General features: G+C 29.3%; 14 protein-coding genes and 2 tRNA genes. 8 read left to right on the top strand and 8 right to left on the bottom strand.

The window, feature by feature from the left end:
- Positions 1-43: 43 nt before the first annotated feature.
- The 4 genes from GFV00_RS01495 to GFV00_RS01480 all read right to left on the bottom strand — a co-directional run bounded on the left by GFV00_RS01495 (position 44) and on the right by GFV00_RS01480 (position 3921).
- Positions 44-559 (bottom strand): PaaI family thioesterase, encoded by a 516-nt coding sequence (locus GFV00_RS01495; RefSeq protein ID WP_160556590.1) that lies wholly within the window; start codon positions 557-559, stop codon positions 44-46.
- Positions 560-633: 74 nt separating this feature from the next.
- Positions 634-1458, bottom strand: a complete 825-nt coding sequence (locus tag GFV00_RS01490; RefSeq protein ID WP_160556591.1) for a hypothetical protein — start codon at positions 1456-1458, stop codon at positions 634-636.
- 93 nt (positions 1459-1551) lie between these two features.
- Positions 1552-3033: a lipopolysaccharide biosynthesis protein gene (locus GFV00_RS01485; protein ID WP_160556592.1), complete on the bottom strand. Its 1482-nt coding sequence runs from the start codon at positions 3031-3033 to the stop codon at positions 1552-1554.
- The gene (locus GFV00_RS01480; RefSeq protein ID WP_160556593.1) at positions 3034-3921 is read right to left on the bottom strand and encodes a glycosyltransferase; all 888 of its coding nucleotides are present in this window, start codon (positions 3919-3921) and stop codon (positions 3034-3036) included.
- 55 nt (positions 3922-3976) lie between these two features.
- On the opposite strand from GFV00_RS01480, the gene GFV00_RS01475 reads away from it, so the two are divergent.
- Entirely contained in the window at positions 3977-4693 is a 717-nt protein-coding gene (locus tag GFV00_RS01475) for a class I SAM-dependent methyltransferase (protein ID WP_160556594.1), read from the top strand.
- A 42-nt stretch (positions 4694-4735) separates the two neighbouring features.
- Here GFV00_RS01475 and GFV00_RS01470 read toward each other — a convergent pair whose 3' ends face one another.
- Together GFV00_RS01470 and GFV00_RS01465 are read right to left on the bottom strand one after the other, a co-directional pair.
- On the bottom strand, positions 4736-5590 hold the full coding sequence (locus GFV00_RS01470; protein WP_160556595.1) for a glycosyltransferase family A protein: 855 nt from the start codon (positions 5588-5590) through the stop codon (positions 4736-4738).
- A gap of 48 nt (positions 5591-5638) precedes the next feature.
- Entirely contained in the window at positions 5639-7141 is a 1503-nt protein-coding gene (locus tag GFV00_RS01465; RefSeq protein ID WP_160556843.1) for a GH3 auxin-responsive promoter family protein, read from the bottom strand.
- A gap of 194 nt (positions 7142-7335) precedes the next feature.
- Between GFV00_RS01465 and GFV00_RS01460 the strand changes: the two genes are divergently transcribed.
- The 3 genes from GFV00_RS01460 to GFV00_RS01450 all read left to right on the top strand — a co-directional run bounded on the left by GFV00_RS01460 (position 7336) and on the right by GFV00_RS01450 (position 11248).
- Positions 7336-10785 (top strand): DUF2723 domain-containing protein, encoded by a 3450-nt coding sequence (locus tag GFV00_RS01460; protein WP_160556596.1) that lies wholly within the window; start codon positions 7336-7338, stop codon positions 10783-10785.
- Between the two features lie 30 nt (positions 10786-10815).
- A tRNA-Arg gene (locus GFV00_RS01455) sits at positions 10816-10889 on the top strand.
- 155 nt (positions 10890-11044) lie between these two features.
- Positions 11045-11248, top strand: a complete 204-nt coding sequence (locus tag GFV00_RS01450) for a hypothetical protein (RefSeq protein WP_160556597.1) — start codon at positions 11045-11047, stop codon at positions 11246-11248.
- Between the two features lie 1277 nt (positions 11249-12525).
- Here GFV00_RS01450 and GFV00_RS01445 read toward each other — a convergent pair.
- Positions 12526-14970, bottom strand: a complete 2445-nt coding sequence (locus GFV00_RS01445; protein ID WP_160556598.1) for a cation-translocating P-type ATPase — start codon at positions 14968-14970, stop codon at positions 12526-12528.
- Positions 14971-15122: 152 nt separating this feature from the next.
- Between GFV00_RS01445 and GFV00_RS01440 the strand changes: the two genes are divergently transcribed.
- The 3 genes from GFV00_RS01440 (at position 15123) to priA (ending at position 18731) form a co-directional block, all read left to right on the top strand.
- Positions 15123-15194: transfer RNA gene (locus GFV00_RS01440), tRNA-Arg, on the top strand.
- A gap of 95 nt (positions 15195-15289) precedes the next feature.
- Positions 15290-16216, top strand: coding sequence for a tRNA epoxyqueuosine(34) reductase QueG (gene queG, locus GFV00_RS01435; protein WP_160556599.1), 927 nt, complete (start codon positions 15290-15292; stop codon positions 16214-16216).
- A gap of 91 nt (positions 16217-16307) precedes the next feature.
- Positions 16308-18731, top strand: coding sequence for a primosomal protein N' (gene priA, locus GFV00_RS01430; RefSeq protein ID WP_185149970.1), 2424 nt, complete (start codon positions 16308-16310; stop codon positions 18729-18731).
- Between the two features lie 104 nt (positions 18732-18835).
- Here the strand turns inward: priA and pdxH are convergent, their stop codons facing one another.
- Positions 18836-19480, bottom strand: a complete 645-nt coding sequence (gene pdxH / locus GFV00_RS01425) for a pyridoxamine 5'-phosphate oxidase (RefSeq protein WP_160556600.1) — start codon at positions 19478-19480, stop codon at positions 18836-18838.
- A 50-nt stretch (positions 19481-19530) separates the two neighbouring features.
- On the opposite strand from pdxH, the gene GFV00_RS01420 reads away from it, so the two are divergent.
- Complete coding sequence (locus GFV00_RS01420; RefSeq protein ID WP_160556601.1) at positions 19531-20073, top strand: YqgE/AlgH family protein; 543 nt, start codon at positions 19531-19533, stop codon at positions 20071-20073.
- The last annotated feature ends 38 nt before the right edge of the window (positions 20074-20111 follow it).

Raw genomic sequence — 20111 nt, 5'->3', positions numbered from 1 at the left:
CAGTTTAATTACAAAGCTGATTCTTTTTATTTATACTTATTTATCAGTGAGTTTTACTTTTTAATTTTGCTTTATAAAACTGACTGTCTGCTATATAGATTTTTTTCTCTAAATAACAATAAATTTGACCTTCTGAATTGGTAATGTTCATTTGCTTTTTTATAAATATTTCTTTATCATTTTTAACCATTTCTTTTATCTTTTCTATTTCTTCTTTTTGAAATTCAAATACAGCTATGGCTTTTTTATTAATCGGCCTTATGTAATCAACATAAGCAGATTTATCCCAAACGATATAATTAGTTCCCAGAATATGTATGAGCTGCAACATATAGATAGGATCCGTAGCTGAAAGTATGCTTCCGCCAAACATAGTTCCCGAATAGTTTCGGTTTTTGTACGTAAGAGGAATTTCGACTATTATTTTATGTACATCATCTGAAACATATTTGATATTTCCTGTTGTCCTAATGTAAAGAGGAGAAATGTTAAAAAAATATTTATAAATTGTTGAGGGTTTAAACAAAGTAGTAAGGAGCTTATATATTTTTTTGTACATACCAATTGATGTCTTTAACCCTATAAAAATAGAGTTAAAAAATTATTTATACAAATTGATTGAAAAAGGGTACATTATTGAGGAAAATAAGGCTTGCCAATTTTAGGTGTAATCTTTTTCTCGTTGTTTTTTCTTGATTTGTAGATAAGAATATTTTTATCGAAAATATTTAAAATCTGGAAGTAATTATTATGATCGTAATAAAACTTTAAATTATGATTTAAATAAGCATACAATATAAAATCATTGATTTCATTTTTTTTCAAACCTAATTCTACAAAGTAAGCATCTCCAAAATAGTCTCTAACATTTTTGATTATGGTTGACTGTTCTTCAAAAATTGATAAACGCTCTTTACGTTTACCCTCTCCGGATATAAAATCCAAAATACCTTCAATACCAAATTTCATGGAAGATAACTTTGCAGCTTCGGAATCAACATCCGTACTTCCATCCATTTTTTGTGATGGATTTAAACTGCCTAATTTTTTTAAAATCTCGTTGGTTTTATTCATCATTGGAATTCGTTTGACATCCAATTCAAGGCTTCCAAAAGTTTTAAAAGGAGTAACATAAATATCCTCTAATTGCTTTTCTTTAAGATCTAATTGAATTTTCATTTGCAAATGATCAAACATGTCTTGGGTAACCAAAATAGTTCTTTTTTCGATATTGAATGATTGAAAAGTAATGGCATCTCCAATAAGTGCAGGAATAGAAAAATTACCGGTTATATCGGTTAACGTTGTGTAATTGGTTGAAAGATTTTTAACATAAATACCGGAAACCATTTCATGATACTTATCAAGAATATATACTTTTCCTTTAATTTGTTTTCTATCTTGAGAAAAGATGATTATGGTAAATAAAAGTAAAAAATAAGTATAGAAAAGTTTCATGTATTAAAATTACCTAACAAAAATACATTAAATACAACAATTATCTATCAACTCATTAAAAATTAATTATTATTATTGAAAAAATTATATATTTTATTTTTTACCCGTCAAAAAAGATTTAATATTTGTAGATAGTATTTCTTTTATCGGAATAAATTTAAATACACTATTGGCAACGAAAAATATGCATAAAATGAGTAGGGGCTTAGTAATTAAATTAAATAAATTATTGGAAAAATCGGGTATATAATTTACAAGTAAAACACCCATTATTCCGGTTACTATTATATACGTATACTCTTTTGAAAACGGTTGTATGCCGAACTTACGGTAATTAAAGCCTAATTTTATTAAATTAAACAATGTTAAAGATAGGGCCGTTGCTAAAGCAATACCTTCGATTCCTAATTTGAAATACGAAATAAAAATAATATTTGAAATAATTGTAAAAATCGCTAAAAACAGCATTGCATAAATATTAAATCTAAAATACTTTGAATAAGAAATAATATTACTGTTAAAACCGGTTGCCAAATCAAATAAGGTGGCTGCTCCTAGAATGTAAATAATAACTTTTGCATCCGATAATTCTTTTCCGTTTTTCATGAATAAGAATAGATAGTCTATTCCGACTAAAATGCAAGACAACAAGACCGTACCAAATAAGAATAAAAATTTGGACACTTTTTTATAGAAATCATTTAGTTCATCTAATTTATTATTTTCCAGCTTTTCAACAATTATAGGACCCGATATGGTGAAAATACCCATCAATGGAACGGTAAGAAAACCCACAATAGACGTTAAAATAGAGTAGATACCGTTTTGTTTAAAATCCAAAAGTTCGGGAATCATCAGGTTGTCAATTTGTAGAGCCAATCTATTTCCAATACTTCCAAGAACTGAAAATATACAGAAATTTAATAAGTTAAGTCTAAAATTTTTTTCTTTCAATATATCTAATGATCCGCTCTTATGGTCTTTGTTTAATTTTACAAAATAATATACCAGTCCAATCATAGCAATCACAAAAAATGATACGAATATATAAAGAGCATTTTCTTGTGATAATCCTATATATACACAGGAGATAAAAGCCGTAAGAGCTCCCAGTTTAGGAAAAAAATTTTCAAAAATTCCGGGAACTGTTATTCTTTTTAAATTAGAAATATATTTTGAAAACAATTGAGTTAACGCAAGTGACAAAGCGACCGGCAAAACATACTGTTTCATTTTCCAGGAATCAGATTCTTGAATACTTGTAATCACTCGAGTCATTATCCAATATACTAATGAGATAAAAATAAAATTGAGACACACAAATTTAATTGAAGCATAAAGAAAGTCGACCTGTTGATTTTTTGCTTTAAGTTTTTGATGGAATTTTATGTTTGCATAACTAAGTCCAAAAAGGATGAAGGGACAGATCAGTTCAGCAGATGGCTGAATGAACCTTAATTTACCCAAAAATTCAGGATTGGAAGGATAGATAAAAATGGTTGAAAATGTACCCAGTAAAAAACTTAGATAACTAATTAGACTGTATTTTATCCCTTGACGTGCTACTATTCCCATTTAATATATGCTAAATAAGTTTTCCTTTTGTTGTTTACGATTCAATCGGATCTTTTTAGAGAAAAGCAAATGTATATAGTGAATCCCTAATTTATAAAATAATACGGATGTATTTTTAGTAGAGAGCATTTTAAAATAATATTTAGGTATTCCCAAAACATTAATAAAAGCTTCAAAATATGCTTTGTAAAGATTATTATTTGGATTTAAAAGTATACAATCCAATTTTATTTTTGATAATCTTTGTATTTTACTAAAATCTGTTGTTTTACCTCTATCATGATTAGCTTTAGCTGTAGTAACAATTCCTATTTTTAAGCCGAAATAAATAACTCGATTACAATAATTTTTATCTTCTCCGTAATGGGTGAAATAAGGATTAAAAACTCCCGTCTTTTCCAAGCATTTTTCACTAATTAACCAAAAAGCGGCATTAACGAAATTAGTTTCTAAAATAACTTGATTTTTCTTTTTACTTTTCGCTAAATATTCCTTAAAATTAAAATCCATTTCAGAGAAATCATGATTATAATGTATGGGACTTAGTATACCATACTTTGGATTTTTAATGGAAACATCAGCTAAATATTGTAGACAATTTTTGTCTATCCAAGCATCTTGATTGATAAGAAAATAATGGGTATAGTTTTTTTCTTTATATAGTTTTTTTAAAAGGATATTGTTAGCTTGTCCAAACCCTACATTACGGCCACTTTCCATATAAGTTACAGCGGGATAATTTTCGACAATTTTTAAAGTACTATCGGTCGATCCATTGTCTATAAGGTAAATATCTGTGTGTATGCTAGATGCCAATAAAGAATCCAAACATTTTTTTATCCATTTTTCCCCATTATATGTAACAATTACACTTACAATGTTGTACATTTACATGATATAAAACCTATTACAAATATATAAATAATAAAATAGTAGAAACCTTATGATTACTAGAGTTGATGTTTTAAATTATTTAATAAAAGTTTATGATGTTAAAAACTATTTGGAAATCGGTGTAAACAGAGGAAAATGTTTTTTTAATATCAAAGGAGCAAAACAAAGAATTGCAGTGGATCCTTATTTTAATTTTAGCTTTATCAAAAAAATCAGATATTTAGTTAAAAATCCGCATAATTTTAAAAACAAATATTTTGAGATGACCAGTGATCGTTTCTTTGACATGCATCATAAATTTCTTAAAAATAATCCGATAAATCTAACCTTTATCGATGGATTACATACTTTCAGTCAATCTCTCAAAGATACGCTAAATTCGCTTAAGTATTTGTCTGATCAAGGAATTATTATCTTACATGATTGTAATCCTCAAGATAAAATTGCAGCCTTTCCTGCGAGTAATATTGAAGATGCAAGAATTAAATTTTCATCTCATAAAAGTTGGAAAAATATTTGGAACGGCGATGTATGGAAAACGATCGTTTTTCTTAGAAAAAATCATCCTGAATTAACAGTAAGTGTTTTAGATACCGATCATGGATTAGGAGTAGTCAAAAAAATTCCGACACAAGAAGTTTTACCTACTGTTTTTGATTCAATATCAAATGAAGATATTCCACAATTGGAATACTCTTTTTTGGCTTCACATAGAAAAGAACTTTTAAATCTAGTACCCATTGAAATTTTTTTAGGAAAGGAATAATAATTTTTCATATAAAATAGTATAAAAGGAAAGTTGAAAAGTTTACCTTTTGAATTTTTTAATCATTTCATTCCATCGAAATTTGCGAATGAAATTCATTTCTTCTTGAGTGATCACTCGTTCTTTTTTTTCTTTTTCTAAAGAAATAAAAGTTTTAAATGAAATTATAAAATGTCGTAAAGATTTTTCTTTCCATGAAGATTTTGAACAGGATATAAAGGCTAATTTTTTGGATAGTCCGATATTGTAAAAATATTCACCCAATTTTCGAGATTTAGTTTCTTGATAAACGTGTGCAGTTGGTTTTAAGTGTTTTACGAAAAGATTCTTTAAGACTTTAACTTCCCAATGATGCATACGGGCAAGTAATATATCCAGATTGTCCCAACCCAATGTCATACGAAGGCCACCAATATCACTAAAACATTCTTTTCTATAAGTTTTTATAGGACCGCGTACGTGATTTTTATTTGAAATATTTTCATAAACCCATTGATTCCCTTTTTTTATGTAAACCAATCCACCGATAATGCCAATTTTTGGATTGTTATGTAATTCATTTACAATGAGTTCAAAATAATTATCAGGGAGAATTATATCGGCGTCCAGTTTAACTAAAACATCATACTGTTTCCAATTAGCTGAATTTAATCCGGCATAAAACGTTTTAACGACTTTTGCACCTGGAATATGTTCAGAGCTATTAATTAAATTAATAAGGCGGAAAGTAGGTTTATCTTTAATAAATTCTTCAATAATTTCCTTTGAATTATCCGTTGAAGAATCATTGACTAAAATCCAATCAATATTTTTATAGGATTGTTCATAGAAAGATTGTAAACATTTCAATATATGTTTAGACTCATTAAATACCGGTATTACAACTAAAATTTTCAAATAGTATGTTCTTTTAATATGATTTTAATTTACTATAACATTTTCATTCTAACTTTTCAAAACATATTTTTCAAGTTTATCGGCAATAGCTCGATCATTAGACAAACGAGGAAGTTTATTTTGACCTCCTAACTTACCGATTTCTTTCATATACTCATTAAATCCTCCTTTTTTGATAGTTGAAATTTTTAAAGGTCTTAAGATAGCACCCGTAATAAGATCATTATAGTAGGAATTTCTTTTTCTAAGAGCCTGATCTAAATTTGATTCAAATTCATTAATGTTGATGGGCGGTTTTTCAAATTCTATGAACCATTCATGATAGGGCAGTCCTTCTGCTGGATTTACCTGAGGTGCAAGAGTAAATTCTTGAACAATACATCCCGTTACTTCCATAGTTTCTTTAATTGCTTCTTCTACTTCGAAAGAAATGACATGTTCACCAAATGCAGAAGTAAAATGTTTAGTTCTTCCGGTGACAAGAATTTTATACGGATCTTTACTGATAAATCGGACTAAATCACCTATTTCATAAGCCCACAATCCGGCATTCGTTGTCAATAGTATAGCATAATCCGTATTCAATTCCACCTGTTCCAGAGTAAGACGTCTCGGATTATTTTTACCAATATCTTCTGAAGGAATAAATTCATAAAAAATACCATGATTCAACATAAGCAATAATCCTTCATGGTCTACATCATCCTGAAAGGCTATAAATCCTTCCGAAGCCGGATAGGTTTGGATAATATCCAACTTTTTACCAATTAATTCATTTATTTTATCTTCATACGGCTTATAATTTACACCCCCCGTTACTAAAAGCTGTAAATTGGGAAAAATTTTACTTATGGATTTACCCGATTTTGCAATCAATCTTTCAAAATACATAACCAGCCATGGAGGAATGCCGCTGATTAAAGTCATATTCTTATCAACAGTTTCCTCTACAATTTTATCAACTTTAGTTTCCCAATCTTCAATGCAATTGGTTTTCCATGAAGGCATACGATTGTATTGAAGATATTTCGGAACAAAATGGGCGGAAATTCCTGACAGCCTTCCCGTCATGATCCCATTATTATTTTCCAAAACAGGACTTCCTTGTAAAAAAATCATTTTACCATTGATAAAATTGGGATTTTTTCTTTTATATATATAGTGAAGTAAAGCACTTTTAGCTCCTTCTATATGAAAGGGCATGGATTCTTTAGTAATAGGAATGTATTTAGTGCCTGAGGTGGTACCTGAGGTTTTTGCAAAATAAAGGGGCTTATTAGGCCATAAAATATTATCTTGTCCCGATTTAATTTTTTCTATATAAGGTTTTAACGTTTCATAATTCTGAACAGGAACATTTTTTTGAAAATCTGAAATAGAACTTATTTTAGAAAAAGAGTAATCAACGCCAAAATTTGTATTTTGAGATTCTTTAATGAGTTTTTCAAACCAATAGTTTTGTGTTTCCACCGGATTGTCAATCCATTTTTGCTCTTTTTTATGGTGAAGGGATGCCCACCCTTGTGCCAGTTTCTTTTTTAAAAAACCCATGGTAACTAGTAAGAATTTATCACGTAACAAATATCGTAATTTAATTTTAGTATGTTAAAATCTAAAGAATAATAAAACTTATAATTTTTTATAAATAACTTTCTAACAATTAATATAAAAAGAGAATAAAATATAAAATGAAAACTTTTAAAATTAATATTATTAGTATATTCGCAAACAAGAATTAAGGTAAAATGAAGTTAAATTACAATAAATTGAATAACCTTACCGGATGGGGTGTTTTTATTATAGCAGCAATAACTTATTTATTAACTATTGAACCCAATTTCAGTTTTTGGGATTGTGGTGAATATATATCTTCAGCGGTTAAGCTGGAAGTTACTCATTCACCGGGAGCCGTATTTTTTCAAATATTGGGTGCCGTTTGGGCGATCTTGGCCTTTGGCGATCCCACCAAATATTCCATAGTTATAAATGCTATGTCTGCTATTATGAGTGCATTTGCCATATTATTTTTATTCTGGACAATTACTCATATGGTTCGTAAAACTCTGTTTTTACATACCGAACCCAAAGAATTTACTTCCTATCAGATCGCTACCATCTTATTAAGCGGGGCAGTAGGGGCGTTAACTTTTACTTTTACCGATACTTTTTGGTTTTCAGCAGTTGAAGGAGAAGTTTATGCGGCGGCTTCCTGTTTTACCGCTTTGCTGTTGTGGCTTATGTGCAAGTGGGAAAATGATTTATCTGATTCCCGATCCAATAAGTGGCTTATTTTAATTTCTCTACTTATCGGTCTGTCTGTTGGAATCCATTTAATGGTAATACTAGTGGTTCCTACGTTAGGATATATTTATTATGCAAAAAAATATACCTTTACTTGGAAAAGTTTTATATGGGCCAATATTGCTATTGGCGGTGTATTTTTAGCCGTTTTTAAAATTATATTTCCTTTTACGATGTCTTTCTTCGGAAAATGTGAAATATTTTTTGTAAATAATCTTCAAATGCCATTTAATACAGGTTCAATAGTGGCATTCATACTTTTAATTGTTGCTTTTTATTTTGCCTTACGATATACATCCAATCATGGATATAAAACAGGAAATACCATTATTTTATCGATTTTGTTTATGCTTATCGGTTTTTCAAGTTGGGTGGTACTTCCCATACGTGCTAAAGCAAATCCTCCAATAAATTTAAATGATCCCGACAATGCAATAGGTATGTTGGATTATTATAACAGGGCTCAATACGGTGATTGGCCGGTGTTTTACGGAGCTAATTATACTGCATATTTAGATCCTAACGGAATTATTGGAACCGAGGATAATGGTCCTATTTATGAAAAGGATGAAAATTCAGGAAGGTATATTGAAACAGGCAGAAGAATTAATTATAAGTATAATCCGGAGCAAGTCAGTATATTTCCCCGAATGTATAATCCGGATCCTAGTGTTATTGAAAATTACGGATTAATGGAAGGATACCCCGATTTTACTTTAAATTCGAAATATATTGGTAATCCTGAAGCACAAAAGGTTTTTGATGAGTTAGTGAGGAAAAAGAAATCCGGAGAAATATCTGTTCGTGATTATCAAATGGCTAAACAAAATGAACTAATTAATGTTAAAAAACCAACTTTAGGCCAAAACTTGGATTTTATGATGACCTATCAAATGGGATATATGTTTATACGATATTTTCTATGGAATTTTGCCGGTCGTCAAAATGATTTACAAGGTAATTATGAATCCACCAAAGGAAATTGGATCAGCGGTATTAAATTTTTAGATAATTTACGTTTGGGAGACCAAGACAAATTACCTCAAGCATATGTGAACAAAGCTACCAATAAATATTATTTTTTACCATTATTGTTAGGTTTAGTAGGATTCTTTTTTCAACTAAACAGAGATCCGGGTAGAAACTTTTCTTTAATAGCTTTATTTTTATTAGCCAGCGTGGGTATTATCTTATACACCAGCATAAAAGCATTTGAACCCAGGGAACGTGATTATGCGTTAGTGACTTCCTTTTACACTTTTGCTATTTGGATAGGGATGGGAGTGACAGCAATTATGTTTTTATTAAATAAACTTAAACAAAGGCAAATAGGACTTATTATTGGTTTTCTTTCCTTAGGAGTTCCTGTTTTAGTTGGATTCCAAAATTGGGACGATCATGATAGAAGCAGGAGATATACGGCTTATGATTTTTCAAAAAGCTATTTACAAAGTTTAGATGCAAATCATCCTATACTTTTTGTATATGGAGATAACGATACGTATCCTTTATGGGCATTACAAGAAACCGAAGAATTTAGATCAGATGCCAAAGTGGTTAATTTTACTTTGTTGGGTACGGCATGGTATATTGATCAGGTACAGCGAAGAACTTATAAAGCACCCGGTATTCCTTCTTCTTTATCTCATGAAGAATTCAGAGATGGCGTTAATGATCAGGTTATATTATTAAATAGAGATTTTTGGAAGCAAATTTTTGATAATCTTCCGGCAGACAGTATACCTGCGGATATTCTTCCATTTAAGAAATATGCAATTTCAGATACTATATCTGCTAAAGAGGCCATTAATTTTCTTAGAAACAAAAAAGAACAATCTGCAATTAAAGATTTATATACATATGTAACCGAAAGGGATTATAGAGGAACAGATGTTGGATTTATTCCTGTTAACAAAATATCTTTGCCTGTAAACAAGGAGAATGCGTTAAAATATGGAATAGTTAAACCCGAAGATTCTAAATTGATGGTAAACAAGGTAGTACTATCAATAAATAAACAAGCTTTATATAAAGACGGTTTAGCTATGTTGGATTTACTTGCCAATTACAATTGGGATCGTTCCATTTATTTTAGTTCAGGGGGAACCTATTCTCAATCTAATATCATGTTTGCACAAAATTACTTGGAGTATCAAGGTTTAATTTCAAAATTAGTACCTATATACACTCCCGAAACCAATAACGGGGAACAAGGAAGAATAAATCCTAATACGATTTATAACTTAGTTATGAATTATAAATTTGGAAATTTAAAAGATCCGAAAGCTTATTTTGATGAAACTTGTAGAAGTAATATTTTAAATTATAGAATGTCTTGTGGAAGAGCTGCTATCGCTTTAGCTAAAAGTGGAGATAAAAAAAGAGCTAATGATATTTTAGAGTTAATCAATAAAGAGATTCCAATATCTATGTATCCGGCTACGCCTTCTTATAATTCTATCATATCCGGTTATTTTCTTATTGGAAAAGAAAAAGAAGGGTTAAAACTAGCAGAAGCATATAAAAATCAAATTTTTAAGGAATTAAATTATTATTTATCATTACCACTAAACGATCAAATGTTTGCTACCGATGATATGAGTAAACTATCCAGTTATTATACGCTTATTGTTGATAATATTGTAAATACTTATCTGGAATTAAATCAAAGAGATAAAGCTATAGCTTATATCACAGAATCAATGAAACCTTTAGATAAAAGATTAAAAACTTTTGAAATGCTAGGTAAAAATAATGCGAAAGATCAAAAAGTATCTCTTCAGAATTTGATGTATTCCTACGGACAGATGCTTCAAGTTTTGCATCCTATTGATTCTGTATATGAAAAAGAAAAAGCAGAAGAAATTTCAAATATTATTATGAAGTTAGACTAAATTATTAGTATACTTGCAGAAAATATTTTCGGCTACGTAGTTCAACTGGATAGAATATCAGATTTCGGCTCTGAGGGTTGGGGGTTCGAATCCCTCCGTGGTCACAAAATAAGAAAAAAATAACACTAAAATTCAAGTAACCTACTGAAATAATAGGGTATAAGTAAAAATTCGTTTAGTTATATATTGGCTTTTTTTTAAATTTTTAGAACAGAATATAGAACAAGAATTTTTTTTGTTCTAAATAATAAAAAGTAAAATGTCAGATCCATACGAAAAAATATTAAATGCAATCCCAGAAGAAAATTTGAAAAAAATATTGAAAAAAATGGGATATGTTAAAGTAAAAGATAAGGAAGAAAAAAAATTAAAACCTAAGCCTATGTCGGAAAAACAAAAGATTATGGAAGAATATAGGCAACTACTTTTAAAAAATTATTTTAAATCAAGAAATCCTAAGTAGTAAGAATTAATTAAATTTTTATAAAATGCTCATTTATTAAAAAAGAGAATGTACTAAGAAAATTTAACTAGTCAATACAATTTTAAATCTTATGCTCTTTTCAATATAAACAATATTTTCAAAAGAATTTTGTATAGCAAAAAATCGAATAGGTATTATTTAAAAAGAAATTTTTAGGTAATTGAATTTAATATTTATAATATTTCTTGTAGAAGTTTTTTTAAGAATATAATTATTTTTTTACATCTAAATACCTCGGATAGGTTACTTACTTTTCTTAATAAAAGATTAAATAATCTTAAATCTTAAAACAATTTTAATTTTCCTAAAACATTAAATTTCATTTTTAATTACAATCAATTTAATCATTATATATTCAGTTATTAATTAAAAAATACTTAAAAAACTATTTATCTTTTATAAATATTTATTTTGAAAATTAAATAAAATCCTGAGCATTTGCTCAGGATTATTTAAAGACAAATCAGACAGTTTTTGCAAGTGATTAATTAGTTTAAAAAATAATTTTTTTAATTAAATTATTATTTGCTTTTTTATGAAGTTAAAAATAAATAAAATGGTTGCATTACGGAAATCCGTAAAATAAAAAACAATATTAAATAATCTTAAATTATATCATTTTCAAATATCAAATTAAATATAAGAGTGACTATTTATAGAATTTATAAAATTAAGTATTATTTTGTCTTAATATAAATAATATTTAATTATAAATATTTAAATAACTGTAAATTATTTTATCAATTTAATATTTATAATTTTTTTTAACGGAATTAAATTTACTTTTAGCATGATTTTAGTATAAAAAATATTGTTTTATTTTTTATATTTTTTTATATATAAGATAAATAATATAACATTATAAATTATATGAATTAGTATTAATATTATACATTAATACTAAAATCGTATTTTATAATATTTATACATGATAAATATTATATTTATATAAATAGAATAATTTTATATATTTGTAGTATTAAAATAACAGATAGTTAATTTATTTTAATTTTTATATAATTGAATTTAGTATAAACCTTAAACACTAAACTTTATGAAGCATATTAGACCCTCTATTTCATTACTCACCTTAATTTATTTTATAGCAATGATTTGTGCTGTATATGTTAGTATACGTATTTTAATTAGATAATAAAATAATTATAGATTAATTTTATTTTTTGAGTTTTGTATTATAGCCTCCTATTATAGGAGGCTCTTTTAATTTGTTAAAAAAGGAATTAATTATTCAACATTTATTTTTTTAATTTTAAAAGCAAACTATTACTAACCACACTAACGCTGCTTAAAGCCATGGCAGCACCGGCAACCATTGGATTTAATAAAAAGCCATTGATAGGATATAATATACCCGCAGCGATAGGAATACCTATTATATTATAAATAAATGCCCAAAATAAATTTTGTTTAATAGTTTTAACCGTTTGCTTGGAAAGTTTAATTGCCTCAGGTATTTTTTGAAGATCTCCTGAAATTATAGTCATTTTAGCAACATCAATGGCAATATCAGATCCACGACCCATTGCGATACTAACATCCGCTTGGGCGAGGGCAGCACTATCATTAATACCATCACCAACCATAGCCACAATTTTATTGTTAGGCGAAGCTTGAAGTTTTTTCACATAATCAATTTTATCCTGTGGTGAAACCTCGGCTTTAAATTTGTTAATTCCTGTTTCCTTAGCTACATAGTTAGCAGTAGTAGGATTATCACCCGTTAGCATATGAACCTCAATTCCTAACATTTTAATCTGCTTAATAGCAGTTAGGGAAGTTGGTTTAATCTTATCTGAAATAGATATTCCTGCAAGTATAGTATTTTCATTGGCAAATAAAATAGTAGTAGTAGCTTGTTTAAATTTATTATCCAGCCAATTTTTAACTTCATTATCAATGGGAACTGAATGTATAGATAACAAAGAAAGATTTCCAATAAAATATTTTTGATTATTGTAAATACCAATAATTCCTTGCCCTGATACATTAGTAATTTCCATATCAGGAATAAAAGTTATGCTTTTATCATTCAAATAACTAACAATAGCTCCGGCTAAAGGATGTTCAGAGGTACGTTCTATACTATATAAAATATTTTTTTCAAGATAATGCATTGAAGTAAACCACTTGAAATCTTCAACCTGAGGTTTACCTTTTGTAATCGTACCAGTTTTATCCAAAACTATCGCATTTATATTTTTTGTATTTTCCAAACTTTCTGCATCTTTAATTAAAATGCCTTCTTCCGCACCTTTACCGATACCTACCATAATGGCTGTTGGAGTAGCTAATCCTAAAGCACACGGACAAGCAATAACCAATACGGTTACAAAGCTTTGAAAGCCATAAATTATCCCTTGTTTACCGCCGAAAATAATCCAAATAATCAACGATAAACAAGCAATAATAAAAACTGCGGGAACAAAAATACCGGCAATTTTATCAACCAATTTTTGAACAGGAGCTTTACTGCCTTGGGCTTCTTGCACCGTCTGAATAATTTGAGATAAAAGAGTATCTTTACCCACTTTATCTGCATGAAATTGAAAACTTCCTTTCTGATTAATCGTTCCTGCAAATACTTTTGAACCTTTCACTTTTTCAATTGGAATGGGCTCACCACTAATCATACTTTCATTAACATACGAATTACCCGAAAGAACAGTTCCATCCACCGCAATCTTTTCACCCGGTTTTACTAAAATGGTCATTCCAATAGAAACTGACTTAATGGGAATTTCATTTTGCTCATTTCCTTGAATTATAGTAACTGTTTTAGGTTGTAAACCTATTAACTTCTTGATGGCATATGAAGTATTTCCTTTTGCTTTTTCTTCTAATATTTTACCTAATAAAACAAATGCAATAACTACAGCCGAAGCTTCAAAATATACATGCGGTTGCAATCCGCGTTTAATCCAAAACGAAGGAATTAATGTATTAAAAACACTAAAAATATATGCAGTTCCCGTACTTACCGCTACCAGGGTATCCATATTGGCGGATCTATGTTTTGCTTGTTTATAAGCTCCCTTAAAAAATTGTTTTCCAAAAATAAAAACAACCGGAGTAGCTAATATCCACATGATGTAATTTGCCCAATGTTGATGCATGAGTGACGGTGTCATTCCTATAATTAGTAAAGGAATAGAAAAAATCATGGCACCGATGGTTTTCCTTTTTAGAGCTTTGTAATGATTTTTTTGTATTTCTTCCAATGAATTTTGCGAATCATCATTTTCTTTGATAATCAAATCATAACCGGCTTCTTGGAGAGAGTCTTTCAATTTTTGCGGGGTTATCATTGAAGGTATGTATTCAATGTATGCCATTTCATTTGCATAATTTACCGAGGCGTTTATCACGCCCGGTTGCATTCTAAGAATATTTTGACTGCTATTGGCACAAGATGCACAACTTAAGTTGAGTAAAGGAAAGTTGTTTTTAGTAACCGGAACTCTAACTTGTAAGCCTGTGAGAATCGGAACAGCCTTGGCTATGGCTTCATCAGGGTATTTACTGGTTATACGGATCCTTTGATTATTTAATTCTAAATTGCATGTATCAATTTCTTTTATAGATTGTAAAGCATGGGTAATCTTGGAAACATCAGATTCGTTAATGTCATTTTTGAAAGGTATGTAATAATATACCGCATTATTTTTTTTAGAAGAATTCATAATTTTATTTCAGACTGAATATAAATTTAACTATCTATTTACCTATACAAAAGTAGGTTGAAAAGTATTGGAATATGTTATACAATTATGGAATAAATTTATAGTACAAAATTTCCATAGTTTTTCATATTTTTGCAAAAGATTTTAAAAAAGGCCTCATAGTTCAATGGATAGAACAAAAGTTTCCTAAACTTTAGATGTGAGTTCGATCCTCGCTGGGGCTACTATGAAAAAGACTTAATCTATTGTTTGCAGTATTTTGAGTCTTTTTTTATGTAATTGACCTTCACCATTATAATTTATCTATACTACAAACTAATTGAATAAAGAGCAACTTACATATTTCATAAAAGAAAAAGCCAAAGAATATTCTTTTATAGGATGTGGGATCTCTCGTTCAAGATTTTTGGAAGAAGAAGCTCCAAAATTAGAAAAATGGCTTAAAGAAGGTTATCATGGAAACATGAAATATTTAGAAAATAACTTTGATAAAAGGCTTAATCCCGGATTACTTGTAGACGGTGCAAAATCAGTTATTTCCTTCTTATATAATTATTACCCGCAAGAAAAACAAAATACGGAAAATTACCATATTGCTAAATATGCATATGGAGAAGATTATCATATAGTAATACGTAAAAAATTACAAAAATTTGTAGAAGAAATCCAAAATAAAGTTGGTCAATTTTCCTATAGAGTATTCACAGATTCGGCTCCTGTGATGGAAAGAACATGGGCGCAAAAATCCGGCTTAGGTTGGATCGGAAAAAACTCACTCTTATTATCCAAACAAAAAGGTTCATTTTTTTTTCTTGCTGAAATCATTTGCGACCTCGAATTGAACTATGATGAAGCTTTTCCAACCAATCATTGCGGAAGCTGTACCCGTTGCATGGATGCTTGTCCCACCCAAGCCATCATATCCGAAAGGGTCATAGATTCCACAAAATGTATATCCTATTTAACCATAGAATTAAAAGATCAGATCGGAGAGGAGTTTAATGGAAAATTGAAAGATTGGATTTTTGGATGCGATATTTGTCAGGATGTTTGTCCGTGGAATAGATTTTCTACACCGCATACAGAAGATAAATTTAATCCGCATCCCGATTTGTTATCCTATACTAAAAATGATTGGAATGATATTAATGAAGAAGCCTTTAAAATACTATTTAAAAATTCAGCTGTTAAACGAACCAAATTTTCAGGTTTTCAAAGAAATATTCTCTTTAACAAAAAAACATAACCATATCTACTTAATTATTCTTATATGCGTGTTTAAAATAAAAAACTGTAAATATTAAATACTGTATATTTGTTATTAAAAAATATATCAATTGGAGTTTGCAAACGTAATTATTCCACTTTCAGTAGAGGGTGTTTTTACCTATCATATACCCAAAGAATTACAAAACCACATTCAAATCGGGCAACGGGTGGTTGTTTCATTTGGAGAAAAAAAATTATATACGGCTATAGTGGAAAGTCTCCATAATAAGAAGCCGGAACTATATAAAACCAAAGAAATATATACCATCCTTGAAGATTACCCCTTAGCAACTCCAAAATTAATTGAATTTTGGAAATGGATTGCTGATTATTATATGTGCTCTTTAGGGGATGTATATAGAAATGCTTTTCCTTCAGCTTTAAAATTGGAAAGTGAAACATTTATCCGAAAAACATCTCAAAATATAATTTGGGAAGAGTTGGACGAAAAGGAAACGTTCATTATGCAGAATCTCGAAATTAAAACTGCAATTAATTTAAAAGAAATAGAAGCTTTTTTAGCGAAAAAATACATCATTCCTACCATAAAATCTTTATATGATAAAAAATTAATTGAATTAGATGAGCAAATCATTGATAAATATAAACCCAAGAAACTAACTTATATTAAATTAAATCCTTTATTTGAAGATTCAGAACTATTTCAAAAAGCATTGGTCGATATTAATAGGGCGGAAAAACAAAGAGAAGCGTTACTATTATTTATTAAAATGCAACAACAGAGAGCAACATTCATACAAAAAAGAGAGCTGATAGAAATATCATCACCCTCTGTCGTTAAATCTCTGATTGAAAAAAAATATTTAGAAGAATTTCAACTCCAAAAAGATCGTATAGAAGAATATGATGATCATATCGAGGATTCTTATAAACTTTCAAACTCTCAAGATATAGCATTAAGAGAGATTGAAAAGCAATTTCAAAAATTTTCGACGATTTTATTGCATGGCGTAACTTCTTCCGGAAAAACCGAATTATATTTTCAATTGATTGAAAAACAAATTTCTAATTCTCGTAATTCCCTTTTTTTATTACCGGAAATATCCATTACAACGCAACTGGTGAGTAAAATAAAAAAACGTTTTGGCGATGAAGTGGGGGTTTATCATTCTAAACTCAGTCAAAATGAACGTGTGGAAGTTTGGAAAAATACTTTAAAAAATAAATATAAAGTAATTATCGGAGCTCGTTCGTCTATTTTTTTACCATTATCTAACATCGGATTAATTATTGTTGATGAAGAGCATGACAGCTCGTATAAACAAACGGACACAAAACCCTTTTATCAAGCAAGAGATTGTGTACAAATTTTAGCGCAACAAAATAATTCAAAAGTTCTATTAGGATCTGCTACCCCCTCGATGGAAAGTTTTTATAATCATGAGCAGGGAAAATTCGGTTTAGTAGAGCTTAAGGAAAGGTTTGGCAATGTAAAACTTCCTGAAATAGAAATGGTTTCTTTATGTAAACCCACAGTAACCCCCAATATATCGTATCGGTTGCAAGAAGAAATCCATCAATGTTTAATTCAGAAAAAACAAGTTATTCTTTTTCATAACCGACGTGGATTTTCACCTATTTTGGAATGTAATGACTGCGGACATTCACCGTCGTGTCCTAATTGTGATGTTACCCTTACGTATCATAAAGTAAGCTCAACCCTTCGTTGTCATTATTGCGGATATACCATGGCATTTCCCCAATCATGTCCAACCTGTCATTCCCATGCTTTAGAAACGAAAGGAATAGGAACCCAGCAAATCGAAGAAGAGGTAAAACAGCTTTTTCCCGATGCTAACATTGCCCGTATGGATGTTGATACTATGAAACGCAAACATGCCTATGAAATATTATTTGATAATATGGCTCTTAAAGAAATTGATATCCTTATCGGCACACAAATGGTAACCAAAGGACTTGATTTTGATGACGTTCAGTTGGTAGGAATCATACGTTCGGACTCTTTATTAAATCTGCCCAATTTCAGAGCAGAAGAAAAAGCGTTGCAACTCTTGACTCAGGTAAGTGGTAGAGCCGGAAGAAGAAAAGAAGGTAAAGTTTTAATTCAAACTTTTGATCCGGAAAATCCGTTTTATTTATTTATTAAAGAGAATAACTATAATTTGGCAAAAGAAGGTATTTTAAGAGAACGTAAGGAATATTTATATCCTCCTTACTTTAGATTGATTGAATTGACTTTCAAGCATAAAAATAATGAAAAGGTTAAAAAAGCAGCTGCAATGGTAGGAGATTATCTGAAAAATTTCATTCATGAACCGTTCATTTTAGGACCGGAAGAAGGATTGATACCGAGGATAAATAATCAGTTTATATATAAAATTCTTTTAAAAATACAATCTTCAAAATCTACTAAAAATAGTAAAAAGTTCATAAAAGAAGCAATTTCAAAATTGCAAAACCTCTCGTCGTTTCGTTCGGTAAAAATTGATGTAGACGTTGATCCTTCTTAATCGATTTGTATATCCTATTTTTAAATTACAATTATAGGGTAAAACTGCAACAAATAGTTGGGGGGATTCTAATTATGTGAAAGTAGGAATAGTTAAAATTAGAATTATGGAGCATACCTTTGGATAATCCAATCCATATCTTGCAATGTATAAACAATCCGATCGTGTAGGCGATTAGGTCTGCCCTGCCAAAATTCAATTTGATATGGTTTAACTAAATATCCTCCCCAATTTTCGGGTCTTTTGATTTCATCCTTAGTTTTAGTAGAAAGTTCCAATTCCCTTAATTTATTTTCCAAATAATCTCGGTTAGGTATTACTTCACTTTGAGGAGATACAATTGCACCTAACTGACTACCCAAAGGTCGGGAATGAAAATACCCATCAGATAAATTAGGAGCCAATTTTTCAGCTATTCCATTAATGGTAACTTGTTTTTCAAGATTTTCCCAATAAAAATTCAGGCAAACATTCGGGTTTTTACTTATTGCTCTGCCTTTCCTACTGTGGTAATTAGTATAAAAAATAAATCCTTCCCAAGTATATTGTTTTAATAAAACCCTGCGGGTTCGGGGAATTAAATTATCTTCAACGGTTGAAAGAGCCATAGCATTGACTTCAGAAACTTGATCGCTTTGTTCAGCCAGTAAATACCATTCTCTGAATAGTTCCATCGGATTGTCTGTTATATCCGATTCGTTTAGCGAACCTTGTTTGTAAATTTTTCTGCGATCAGATAAGTCTTCCATTAGTAAAAAATATGTAATTTTATGTCTCTAAGTTATAAAAGAAGATAAAAATGGATTACAAAGGTAAATTTTTAATTTCAAAACCTATCAGCTATGATTCTTTTTTTACTAAAAGTGTAATTTTTATTACTGATTATGATATGTTAAAAGGTTCTATAGGTTTCACTCTTACAAAAATATCTCATCAAAAACTATCGGAGTTAGTCCCTGATATTGATATAGATATGGATGTTTATGTGGGAGGACCGGTTGATTCAGATCATCTTTTTGTTATCCATTCTCGACCTGATGTAATTGGGGACAGTATCTCAATTAACGATAAATACTATTGGTCCGGAAATTTTGAAGACATTAAAACAGCTTTAAAAGAAAAGCTTATAAAACCGGATGAAATTCGTTTTTTTATCGGATATTCCGGTTGGAAAGCTAATCAATTAGAAAATGAAATTAAAAATGATGATTGGTTGATAAGTGATAATAAAGAGTTAAATGTATTAAAATGGGAAGATCATTTATGGAAAAACCAACTGATAAAAGTAGATAAAAAGAATATTATTTGGATAAATTCTCCTAAAAATCCAAAATTAAATTAATATACTTTAATATAAATATTTTTTTATAAAACAATGAT

It is taken from the genome of Apibacter sp. B3935 (assembly GCF_009827705.1).
Lineage (GTDB): Bacteria > Bacteroidota > Bacteroidia > Flavobacteriales > Weeksellaceae > Apibacter.
Note: the sequence above shows the minus strand (reverse complement) of the source record. Positions and strands in the feature narration are given on the sequence as shown.

Excerpts from the sequence above, each read along its gene's own strand:
- GFV00_RS01495 (WP_160556590.1), bottom strand. The coding sequence starts at position 559 with ATGTACAAAAAAATATATAAGCTCCTTACTACTTTGTTTAAACCCTCA.
- GFV00_RS01490 (WP_160556591.1), bottom strand. The coding sequence starts at position 1,458 with ATGAAACTTTTCTATACTTATTTTTTACTTTTATTTACCATAATCATC.
- GFV00_RS01485 (WP_160556592.1), bottom strand. The coding sequence starts at position 3,033 with ATGGGAATAGTAGCACGTCAAGGGATAAAATACAGTCTAATTAGTTAT.
- GFV00_RS01480 (WP_160556593.1), bottom strand. The coding sequence starts at position 3,921 with ATGTACAACATTGTAAGTGTAATTGTTACATATAATGGGGAAAAATGG.
- GFV00_RS01475 (WP_160556594.1), top strand. The coding sequence starts at position 3,977 with ATGATTACTAGAGTTGATGTTTTAAATTATTTAATAAAAGTTTATGAT.
- GFV00_RS01465 (WP_160556843.1), bottom strand. The coding sequence starts at position 7,141 with ATGGGTTTTTTAAAAAAGAAACTGGCACAAGGGTGGGCATCCCTTCAC.
- GFV00_RS01460 (WP_160556596.1), top strand. The coding sequence starts at position 7,336 with ATGAAGTTAAATTACAATAAATTGAATAACCTTACCGGATGGGGTGTT.
- GFV00_RS01450 (WP_160556597.1), top strand. The coding sequence starts at position 11,045 with ATGTCAGATCCATACGAAAAAATATTAAATGCAATCCCAGAAGAAAAT.
- GFV00_RS01445 (WP_160556598.1), bottom strand. The coding sequence starts at position 14,970 with ATGAATTCTTCTAAAAAAAATAATGCGGTATATTATTACATACCTTTC.
- pdxH (WP_160556600.1), bottom strand. The coding sequence starts at position 19,480 with ATGGAAGACTTATCTGATCGCAGAAAAATTTACAAACAAGGTTCGCTA.
- GFV00_RS01420 (WP_160556601.1), top strand. The coding sequence starts at position 19,531 with ATGGATTACAAAGGTAAATTTTTAATTTCAAAACCTATCAGCTATGAT.